The 11,106-nt window shown below is 36.3% G+C and carries 6 protein-coding genes; 5 read left to right on the top strand and 1 reads right to left on the bottom strand.

From position 1 onward, the window contains the following. Window positions 1-536: 536 nt before the first annotated feature. The 5 genes from mnmG to CKF58_RS04000 all read left to right on the top strand — a co-directional run bounded on the left by mnmG (window position 537) and on the right by CKF58_RS04000 (window position 10,402). Complete coding sequence (gene mnmG / locus CKF58_RS04020; protein ID WP_119531214.1) at window positions 537-2,462, top strand: tRNA uridine-5-carboxymethylaminomethyl(34) synthesis enzyme MnmG; 1,926 nt, start codon at window positions 537-539, stop codon at window positions 2,460-2,462. 591 nt (window positions 2,463-3,053) lie between these two features. Next, window positions 3,054-4,418, top strand: a complete 1,365-nt coding sequence (locus tag CKF58_RS04015; protein ID WP_119531212.1) for a nucleobase:cation symporter-2 family protein — start codon at window positions 3,054-3,056, stop codon at window positions 4,416-4,418. 217 nt (window positions 4,419-4,635) lie between these two features. Beyond that, window positions 4,636-5,973, top strand: a complete 1,338-nt coding sequence (locus tag CKF58_RS04010; protein WP_119531210.1) for an NCS2 family permease — start codon at window positions 4,636-4,638, stop codon at window positions 5,971-5,973. A gap of 164 nt (window positions 5,974-6,137) precedes the next feature. Beyond that, entirely contained in the window at window positions 6,138-7,484 is a 1,347-nt protein-coding gene (locus tag CKF58_RS04005; RefSeq protein ID WP_119531208.1) for an NCS2 family permease, read from the top strand. Between the two features lie 659 nt (window positions 7,485-8,143). After that, a complete protein-coding gene (locus tag CKF58_RS04000; RefSeq protein ID WP_119531206.1) occupies window positions 8,144-10,402 on the top strand; it encodes a RelA/SpoT family protein in 2,259 nt (752 codons plus the stop codon). A 63-nt stretch (window positions 10,403-10,465) separates the two neighbouring features. Here CKF58_RS04000 and CKF58_RS03995 read toward each other — a convergent pair whose 3' ends face one another. Next, window positions 10,466-11,065 carry an EamA family transporter gene (locus CKF58_RS03995; protein WP_119531204.1) on the bottom strand — a complete coding sequence of 200 codons (600 nt, stop codon included), beginning with the start codon at window positions 11,063-11,065 and terminating at the stop codon, window positions 10,466-10,468. Window positions 11,066-11,106: the final 41 nt, after the last annotated feature.

Raw genomic sequence — 11,106 nt, 5'->3', positions numbered from 1 at the left:
CTCTAAAGCCTTGATATTAAGAAAAAACTTTTTAAGTTTTATTTAAAAATTGCCACAATATTCATTCGGGTTTTCGATATTTAAATATGTTAGCCTTACTATTTTTAAAATAAGAGGTAGAAATAAACTGTTTGTTATTAATCTGACATATTTAATTCTATGAATTTTTTTTCGCGATTGTATTTTTTACTGGGGGAGTATGTAATATTTGTTGTTTTTTGTCATTGTGCTACATTTAATAAGGTAATTCCTAAATTTATCCCCACTAAATTAATTTAGCCCTCCTCAAAATATTTAAGGATTAGCTTTAGGTTAACTTTGGATTAGCTTTTGCTTAACTCAAAAATATATCACATATTTAGAACTCACAATCTAAGCGCTCTTGTTACTGCTTAACGAGCATTATGCTATAATATTGAGCCGTATATTTTTCACCAAACTTGTAGCATTATGGAGATATTTTTATCCCCCAACTTAAATTATCCCCATAATGCTCGAAGTTTGTTTTATTCAAATCTCAATCTTTTTCAATTTATATGCTTTATAACAAAGAATATGATGTGATTGTTATTGGTGGTGGTCATGCCGGTACAGAAGCTTGTTTAGCAGCTGCACGTATGGGTTTAAAAACACTTCTTTTAACTCACAATATTGAAACTTTAGGTCAAATGTCATGTAACCCAGCAATTGGGGGCATTGGTAAAGGTCACCTAGTAAAAGAAATTGACGCTATGGGTGGTTTAATGGGTATTGCTGCCGACCACTGTGGTATTCAATTTCGTACTTTAAACTCTTCTAAAGGTCCGGCAGTGCGTGCAACTCGTGCACAAATTGACCGTGTACTTTATCGTAACTTTGTTCGTAATTTCTTAGTAAATCAAGAAAATTTAGATATCTTCCAACAAGAAGTAGTTGATATCAAAATTGAAAACGACCAAGTTAAAAATGTAATTACTAAAATCGGTTTAGAATTTCCATGTAAAGTAGCTGTATTAACTACAGGTACGTTTTTAGGTGGTAAAATCCATGTGGGCATGGAAAACTATACAGGTGGTCGTGCAGGTGATCCGGCTTCAATTACTTTATCAGAACGTTTACGTGCTTTAAATTTACGTGTAGGTCGTTTAAAAACTGGTACTCCTCCACGTATTGATATGCGCACAATTGACTTTAGTAAGTTACAAACGCAAGAGGGTGATCAAGGAGAATTACCCGTATTTAGCTTTATGGGTGATGCTTCACAGCACCCACAGCAAATTGCGTGTTATATGACTTACACTAATGAAGAAACACACCAAGTTATCCGTGATAACTTAGATCGTTCTCCAATGTACGCTGGTGTAATTCAAGGGGTTGGTCCACGTTACTGTCCATCTATCGAAGATAAGATTGTACGTTTTGCTGATAAAGATAAACACCAAATCTTCTTAGAACCTGAAGGTTTAGATTCAACTGAAATCTATCCAAACGGAGTTTCAACTTCATTACCATTTGACGTACAGGTTAAGATTATTAACTCTATGCCAGGCTTAGAGAACGCACGTATTATGCGTCCAGGTTATGCAATTGAGTATGACTACTTTGATCCACGTGATTTAAAACTTTCACTAGAAAGTAAACAAATTACGAATCTATTCATGGCTGGTCAAATCAATGGTACAACTGGTTATGAAGAAGCTGCTGCTCAAGGTCTTCTTGCTGGTATTAATGCCGGTTTACGTTGTCAAGGTAAAGATGCTTGGTGGCCTAAACGTAACGAAGCTTATTTAGGGGTATTAATCGACGATTTATGTACTTTAGGGACAAACGAGCCTTATCGTCTGTTCACTTCACGCGCTGAATATCGTCTATTATTACGTGAAGACAATGCTGATTTACGTTTAACTCCAAAAGCCCAAGAGTTTGGTTTAATTGACCAAGCGCGTTGGGATCGTTTCAATGCTAAAGTAAACAACATTGCTAAAGAAACTGCACGTTTAGAAAGCATCTGGATTCACCCTCACGTTGAGAATATTGCGCATATTAATTCATTACTTGATGCACCATTAACTAAAGAGGCTAATGGTATTGAAATGCTAAAACGTCCGGATATGACTTATGAGAAATTAGTGCAAATTAATCAATTTGCTACTGATAAGTTAGATGACGCACAAGCTGCATTACAAGTAGAGATTAATAGTAAATATAAAGGTTATATTGATCGTCAGCTTGAAGAAATTGCTAAACTTGAACGCAATGAAAATACTGAAATCCCAGCTGATTTTGAATATAAATCTATTTCAGGTCTGTCAAACGAAGTTATTTCTAAACTAGAAAACTTCCGTCCAACAACCATTGGTCAGGCTTCACGTATTTCAGGTATAACTCCAGCAGCTATTAGTATTTTATTAGTGTATCTAAAAAAATACAGTCAAGCTAATGGTTCAACCTTACCTGGTGGTATTGCTAAAACTGCAGACTAAGCCCCAAGAGTATTTAACTAAAGTCTTTTAGTTACCTCAATATGATCTAATACAATCACTATGCTCTGTCAAATTGACAGAGCATTTTTCTTGCTTATTTTTTACCTAGTGTGGTGTATCACTTTTTTTGTAGTCCCTTTTTCATACTCCCCAAGCAAAAGTAGTACAAACAACTAGAAATCAAAATCTTACATCTCTATAACCCAAAATAAAACTATCAAAATAACAACCTATTTTTAACATTTATCTAACATTTTAAACCTAAACTTACTTTTGTCTTTCTCCAAATTGCCTCAAATTTATAAAATTAACTTAATTTAGCAACTCTTCAGCTTCGTTTTTCAATCAACACCCAATGTAAAACTTACACAAAACCAACTTTTGATTTTATTTTTATACAAAACAAAGAAGCAAATGATAATTTAAGAGGTCTTTTTTAAGATTTTCTAGCCCAAAATTCAAAAAGCGGTTGGCTTTATTTTGAGAATGGCTAAAATAATAGCCGTAATCGCCAAGAAATCTTGCTAAGTTTATTTTCAAAATAAACCTGAGATCTTTCTTTTCCTTAACATTTAAGATCTTTATTGATATATGTCGTTTAAAAATATCACCCCTAAAGAAAACGGTTTACTTTTGAACGTAGAAGATAAACCATCTTTTGGTTTAAATCTAATCCTTGCTGCCCAACACTTATTAGCAGCTTTAGGTGGAATTATTGCCGTACCTTTAGTTGTTGGTGGCGTTCTTGGTTTACCAGCCGAACAAACCATTATTTTAGTTAATGCTTCACTACTTATTTCAGGGATTGTTACTTTTGTGCAATCTAAAGGAATCGGAGCTATAGGTATTCGTTTGCCATCAGTAATGGGTACTTCATTTACTTTCGTTGCGGCTGCACTTGCTATCGGTAAAAGTGATGCTGGAGTAGCGGGTATTATGGGAGCTTCACTTGTAGGTTCTCTCGTAATGATTGTTGGCGCATTTTTAATGCCATATATTCGTAAATACTTCCCACCAGTAGTTACAGGTTGTGTGGTGATGTCGATCGGCTTATCACTAATTTCCGTAGCTGTTGACTGGTTTGCGGGTGGTAATAAAGCAGATCCATCTTATGCTACACCAAGTACTTTAGCTATGGCTACTTTTGTTCTAGTAATCGTAGTGATCTTAGTACAATGGGGTAAAGGTATTTTCTCGGCTGCTGCCATTTTCTTTGCCATGGTAGTAGGTTACATTGCTTCTTTATGCTTTGGTTTAGTTGATTTTACTAATGTAAAAAATGCCGAATTATTTGCTGTACCAACTCCGTTCCACTTTGGTTTAGCTTTCCCGATTTCAGGAATTATCGGTATGTCGATTGCTTATTTAGTTACGATCGTTGAATCAAACGGTAACTTCTTAGCTATAGGACAAGCAACGCACACACAAGTAACTGGTGAACAAGTTAAACGTGGTGTGCTTTGTGATGGTTTAGGTTCAGCTTTAGCTGCATGTTTTTCAACCTTACCATTCTCATCGTTTTCACAAAACATCGGTATTATTTCAATTACGCGCGTAGCTTCACGTTACGTAGTAATGGTAACCGGTATTCTTTTATTCCTTGCAGGTTTATTCCCTGTATTTGGCGCCGTAATCGTATCTATTCCTAGTCCGGTATTAGGCGGTGCTGGTGTAATGATGTTTGCCATGATTATCGTAGGCGGTATTCAAATGCTTGACCGCGTATCACGCTCACGTCGTAACGGTTTAATAATTGCTATTTCCGTAGGTGCATGTTTAGCTGTAACTTTACGTCCAGAAATTTTCCAACACTTACCACACTGGATTGGTGAAATTTTCTCTTCAGGTATTACTACAGGTTCATTAATGGCTATTATTCTTGACCGAGTATTACCTCGCGATAAAGAAGAGACAGTAACAGATTATGCAGAAGTTGTTGCCCAAATGAATAAATAACTTCTTATTTATCTTTTTTAGGGACAAGATCTTCTTGTCCCTAACTTGTTTTTACTTTTAAAGATCAGAGCTCTTTAAAAGTTAACCTTACCTTGCGTAATCTGACTATTTCCACTTGAGATTACGTCCAGGTTTTATAACTGAAGATAGTTTTTTTATTTCTTTCACTTTTAGGTATTTGCCTTATAACTATATTCTTCTCAATTATTAATTTTTTATGAAACAAATTGACAATCCTACTGGTTTAGATAAGTACTTTGAATTAACTAAACTAGGTACTAATGTGCGTCAAGAAGTTATTGCTGGTTTAACAACATTTTTAGCAATGGTATATTCTGCTGTTGCTGTACCGGGAATGCTTTCAGCTGCCGGCTTTCCAGCCGAATCAGTATTTATTGCTACCTGTTTAATGACAGGTTTAGCTACTCTTTTAATGGGTTTTTGGGCTAAATTACCAATGGCAATTGGTGGTGATATTGCTCTAACAGCTTTCGTAGCTTTCTCTATTGTAATTAACCAAAAAATCCCTGTACCAACGGCTTTAGGGATGATTCTAGTTATGGGTATTGCCTTTGCGGTAATTTCGATTACTGGAATTCGTAGTTGGATTCTACGCAACCTACCACAGTCTATTGCCCAAGGTGCTGGTATTGGTATCGGGATGTTCTTAATCCTGATTGCTTGTTCGAATGTTGGTTTAATCCTCGCTAATACAAGCTCGAGTTTACCAGTTAAACTTGGTGATTTTGTTTCTTTACCTTGTTTAGCAACTGTGTTCGGTTTATTCTTTATTATTGCTTTTGAGCAATTAAGAGTTAAAGGTGGCATTTTAATCGTAATTGTAGCTTTAACAATTTTAGGTTTAATCTTCGATCCAAAAGTACAGTACAACGGTTTCTTTGCTTTACCAAGCTTTGGTGAATCTTCTTTACTCTTTAAATTTGACCTTTCAAACGTATTTACTGCTACAGTTTTACCTATTGTATTAGCTTTAGTACTTTCAACCGTATTTGACGCTACTTCTACTATTCGTGCCGTAGCTGGTCAAGCAGGTTTAGTAGATGATAAAGGACAAATTAAAAACGGTAGTCGCGCTTTAACCGCTGACTCTATTTCGTCAATTTTTGCCGGTTTAACAGGTACAGCACCAGGTGCGGTTTACATTGAGTCAGCTGCTGGTACGGCTGCAGGTGGTCGCTCTGGTTTAACAGCCGTGGTTGCTGGTTTACTTTTCTTATGTATTCTCTTTTTCCAACCACTAGCAAGTTTAGTACCTTTCTATGCAACAGCTCCTGCATTAATTTACGTAGGTCTATTAATGTTATCGCACATTAAAGAATTAAACTTTAAAGACGATAATATCGGTGCGCTCTCAGCATTAGTTACGGCTACATTTATTGCCTTTACAGCTAACATTGTTACAGGTCTAATGATGGGCTTTACTTGTTTAGTAGTAGGTCGTATTGTATCTGGACAATTCAAAAAATTAAATTTAGGTACTCTAATTATTGCCTTAATTCTTTTTGGTTTCTACGTTTCTGGTTTAGCAATCTAAGCTGATTGTTTTAAACTTACCCTTTGACTTAATTTTATTTCTCACCTGTCACAGAAAAAATGAACTCCATGTGAGTAATGTGATTATTGTATAGCTTCTGGGGCAGGTGAGTTGGATGGAATTAGCTCTTTTGTACTTTTTATTCGTTGCCAAGGTAATTATCAATGTCTAAAGTAACTACTGACAATAGTGCTAATCAATCAGGGTTAGATTGCTTTTTCCAAATTTCGCAACGCGGTTCTACACTGCGTACGGAAATCATTGCCGGCTTAACTACGTTTTTAGCTATGGTGTACTCGGTTATCGTAGTCCCAGGCATGTTAGCTAAAGCTGGTTTTGATCCACATGCTACTTTTATTGCCACTTGCTTAACTGCAGGTTTAGGTTCAATTTTAATTGGAGCTTTTGCTAATGCTCCTATGGCGATTGGTTGTGCGCTGTCACTAACAGCTTATACAGCTTTCACCATGGTTCTTGGACAAAACCTACCTATAGCTACTGCCGTTACTGCAGTATTCGTTATGGGGGTAGTGTTTGCCGTTATCTCTTTAACCGGAATTCGTAATTGGATTCTACGTAATCTACCAGTTTGTATTGCCCACGGTACAGGTATCGGGATTGGTTTATTCCTGTTTATTATTGCTTGTAACAACGTTCGTTTAGTAGTTGCTAATCCGAATGGCATTCCTGTAGCTTTCGGTAACTTTACTTCGTTTGAATGTTTAATGACCTTAATCGGTTTAGCATTAATTATCGGTTTAGAAAAACTACGTGTAACTGGTGGTATTCTTTTAGTAATTATTGCTTTAACTGTAGTAGGCATTATCTTCGATCCAAATCTAAAATTTAATGGTGTATTTGCTTTACCTAGTTTTGGTGAAAAATCATATGCCTTTAGTTTAGATTTTGCTTCAGTTGCAAATGTAGCAATGATCCCGATTATCTTTGCTCTTGTAATGACAGCAGTATTTGACGCTACAGGTACTATTCGTGCTGTAGCTGGTCAAGCAGGTCTAATCGACAAAGACGGACAAATCATTAACGGACAAAAAGCCCTAACTGCAGACTCTTTATCATCAGTTATTGCAGGTCTTTTAGGTACTGCTCCTGCTGCAGTATATGTAGAATCAGCTTCAGGTACAGCAGCCGGCGGTAAAACAGGTCTAACTGCAGTAGTTGCAGGGGTACTGTTCTTAGTTATTCTTTTCTTCCAACCTTTAGCGAGTATGGTTCCAAGTTATGCAACTGCTCCGGCATTAATGTACGTAGGTTTATTAATGCTCTCGAATGTTAGCAAACTTGACTTTAGTGACTTTGTCGGTGCAATGTCTGGTTTATTAACAGCCGTATTTATTATCTTAGCAACGAATATCGTAACTGGGATTATGCTAGGCTTTGCGACTTTAGTAATTGGTCGTGTAGTTTCTGGTGAGTGGAGAAAATTAAACGTAGGTACAGTACTAATTGCAGTGGTTCTTGTTGCTTTCTATGCTTCAGGCTTAGCGATCTAAGCAGACAAAAACTTAGCGATCTAGATTTCTAGATCGCTTTTCTTTTATCAGATCAGGAACAGCACTGGGAGGTTGTCTGAAAAAATAAACCTTTGTTTAAGTATCTGGTCTTAATTACAACATGGAAATGATCTGTACCACCATCACTTAAACTCAAAGCTATATAGAAGTACACTCAAAACGATATAGTAAATACCCTTAAAGCTATATGTAAGCACACTTAAAGCAAGAAAATGAGCTCTTACCTCCTAGGTAAGAAAAAGTTAATTTTGCCCATAAACTCCGTTTTTCCCTTGAAAAATCGAGTATAATATGAAAAATTGCCCTAGAGTTATCCACTTATAAGTAAGCGTTAGTCTTACTCAATATTTCGCTCTTACTTGCTCCGTGTACGTAAGAATCTTGATACTTTTTACCCTTATTAGAGCATGCTTAAGCTCTCCTTTTTTAACCACTTAACCCTAACTATAAAAAGCAACAAATAAAAGACCGATAAGTCTTTTATTTTTAGTTGAGAATGTGGTACTCTAGAATAGTGCAATCAATATTATTCTTAAATTTACTAACCTTAAACCCAAGTGCCTAGGCACAAATAAAGCTCGGCTTTATTTTGGGAGGTAACTAAATTTTGCATTCAGCAAATTACAAAGAGGTTTTATATGGTTAAGGTTAGATTCTCACATCTACAATCACTTGACCCCAATAATTTAAACTCTTGGCTAGATAGTCTGCATAATGCTAAATTCAAAGAACGCTTAAATCAACTTTACGATTATTATTACCAAACCTTAATTAATAATGAGAATTTACGCGATGAAGTAAAACTCATGCTCTTTGGTAATAGTTGTGAGTTAGTTGAAATCCTCGACGGCTTAAATCTTGATGACGAAACTCTTTTAGCGGCATTCCTATTTCCGCTTATATCTAACGGACAAATTGAACTAAAAGATTTATGCGACCGAATTACGCCATTAATGTACCGCATTCTAAAAGGTACATTAAACATGGCACAAATTGATATTATCAATTTTAATTCTGGTAAAGGTGAACAAATCAATAGCATTAGACATCTGCTCTTAACCATGGCAGATGACTATCGTTCGATTATTATTAAACTAGCCGAGCGTATTCTATTCTTACGAGCTTTAGACGTTAATAAAGCTATCGATAGTCAAGAAAAAGTAAAAATCGCTTCTAACATTCTTGAAGTTTACGCTTCCCTAGCTAATCGCTTAGGGATCGGGCAATTAAAATGGGAAATTGAGGACTTATGCCTTAAAATTACCAATCCCGATGCCTATTATGCAATAGTACGTAAACTTGGCATTCGTCGTATGGAACGCGTGCAGATGATTATATCTTTTGAAAAAGAGTTAGCAGCTAAAATTCGTCAAGAATGTGGCATTGAGCATTTCGAAGTATATGGGCGTCCAAAGCACATCTACTCGATTTACAATAAAATGCGCAAAAAGGACTTAGATTTTGAACAGCTGTTCGATCTCTTTGCTGCGCGAGTTATTGTGCAAACTATTCCAGAATGTTATGCCGTATTAGCTATGATCCAAGCTGATTATGAAACGGTTGAATCAGAGTTTACTGATTACATTGCTAATACTAAACCTAACGGCTATCAATCTATTCATACAATTATTCGTTTAACCGAACGTTTTACACTCGAACTGCAAATTCGTACCGAACAGATGCATAAAATTGCAGAAGTCGGAGTTGCTGCTCACTGGCAGTATAAAGAAGGTAAACGTAGTTCGAACAAAGCAACCGACAAAATTGCTTGGTTACGTAAACTACTCGAGTGGCAAAATGATATCTCGTCCGATCCAAAACAAGGTGAAGAGATTCGTAAACAGCTGCTCGACGATCGGGTATATATCTTTACCCCTCGCGGTGAAGTACGTGACTTACCTAAAGGTGCAACTCCTTTAGATTTTGCTTATAGCATTCACACCGAAGTGGGAAATTGCTGTTCCGGTGCTAAAGTAAACGGTAAAATTGTAAACTTTGGTTACGAACTGCAAACGGGTGATAAAGTTGAAATCCTTACGCAAAAAACACCTAACATTACTCGTGACTGGATTAACTTTGTCAAAACTCCACGCGCTAAAAGTAAAATTGCCGGTTATTACGCTAAATTAGATCGTAGTAAACATATTAAAGACGGTGAACAAATTATTGAGTCTGCTTGTACACAAACCAAGCACAATCTTAAAAGCATCCTCCCCGTTTTATTACAGCGCTATAAACTTGCAAAAAATTACGAAGAACTTTGTGTAAATTTTGGTAATGGGACACTAAAAGCTAATAATTTAATTAGCTTTTTAGAGAACTATAATCCTGCTGGTAATGACATTTCTAAAGCTAAAGAGGTAGATGAAATTCTCCATGAACGCCTAAACGAAATGTCGGAAAAGGCTGAAGCTAATCAAGCACCAAAAGGACGCAATGGTCGTAACCAAATTGTAATTGAAGGCGCTTCTTCAGTAATGTATCAATTAGCACGTTGTTGTCAACCTATTCCAGGTGACCCTATTGTTGGTTACATTACTAAGGGTCGAGGTGTGTCTGTGCATAAAGCAGACTGCTTACACGTAGCTCACCTGATTAAAACTAATCCAGGACGTATTGTGCACTGTTCATGGAATCGTAATTTCAAACAAGGCAATCAAGCCGTACGTGCGCGTCTGCAAGTAATTGGTCTTGATCGTGTTGGTATGTTAAGAGATATCTCGGCGGTTTTAAGTTCGTTTAAAGCGACGATTGTTAACTTTAATTCGATCTTAAATCAAAAAACCATGCTTTCAACCATGAAGTTTGAAGTAGACTTTAATAGTGTCGATACTATGAATAAAGTATTACTCTCTATTTCGAAAATCTCTGGAGTAGTACAAGCAATTCGTACCTAAAAAAAGTACCCCTCGGGGTACTTTTTGCATTTTCAATAACTAAAAAATTTAACTTTTTGCCAGTTATTTCTGGTCTTTAGAACTTGGTATGTGCCAAGAGGTTGGCATTGACTGCTCTGTAGTCTCTTTAGTTGGAGCTTTAGTTGTAGCTTGTATTTGAGAAACTTTACTTTCTTGATCGTTAAGACTACTAGCGCTAGTGGTTTTAGCGGCAGGTTTATAGGTGAGAACTAAAACCCCGATAACAATGAGAGCTAAACCTCCCATTTCTCGTAAGTTCAGTTTTTCTCCTAAGAAAATAAAGGCAAAAACGGCAACAAACACTACCGATAATTTATCCACTGGAGCAACATGGGAAGCTGATCCCATTTGTAAAGCTTTAAAATAGAACAGCCAAGAAAAGCCTGTTGCAGCTGCCGAAAGAAATAAAAACAGCCATTGCTTAGCAGTGATACTGCTAAAACTTTGCCATTTACCTAAATAACTTACCCATGCAGCAGTTATCGCAACAATAAACACCGTACGAATAAAAGTCGCAAAATCGCTATTAATGCCGTTTAAGCCAATTTTAGCAAAAATAGCAGTTAAAGCGGCAAAGATTGCGGCTAAGAGGGCATATATTAACCAACCCATGATTAAATCCTTTAAAGTCTTTTTAATCATTATACAAAAAAGTTGAGCTAGTTTAGGAGTACCTAAACTAG

This window comes from Psittacicella hinzii, assembly GCF_003585935.1.
GTDB classification, from domain to species: Bacteria; Pseudomonadota; Gammaproteobacteria; order Enterobacterales; family Psittacicellaceae; genus Psittacicella; species Psittacicella hinzii.
The sequence above is the reverse complement of the archived record's forward strand: the minus strand, read 5'-3'. Positions and strand labels throughout refer to the sequence as shown.

Coding starts and splice junctions, on each gene's coding strand:
- CKF58_RS03995 (WP_119531204.1), bottom strand. CDS start 11,065: ATGATTAAAAAGACTTTAAAGGATTTAATCATGGGTTGGTTAATATAT.
- CKF58_RS04015 (WP_119531212.1), top strand. CDS start 3,054: ATGTCGTTTAAAAATATCACCCCTAAAGAAAACGGTTTACTTTTGAAC.
- CKF58_RS04005 (WP_119531208.1), top strand. CDS start 6,138: ATGTCTAAAGTAACTACTGACAATAGTGCTAATCAATCAGGGTTAGAT.
- CKF58_RS04000 (WP_119531206.1), top strand. CDS start 8,144: ATGGTTAAGGTTAGATTCTCACATCTACAATCACTTGACCCCAATAAT.
- CKF58_RS04010 (WP_119531210.1), top strand. CDS start 4,636: ATGAAACAAATTGACAATCCTACTGGTTTAGATAAGTACTTTGAATTA.
- mnmG (WP_119531214.1), top strand. CDS start 537: ATGCTTTATAACAAAGAATATGATGTGATTGTTATTGGTGGTGGTCAT.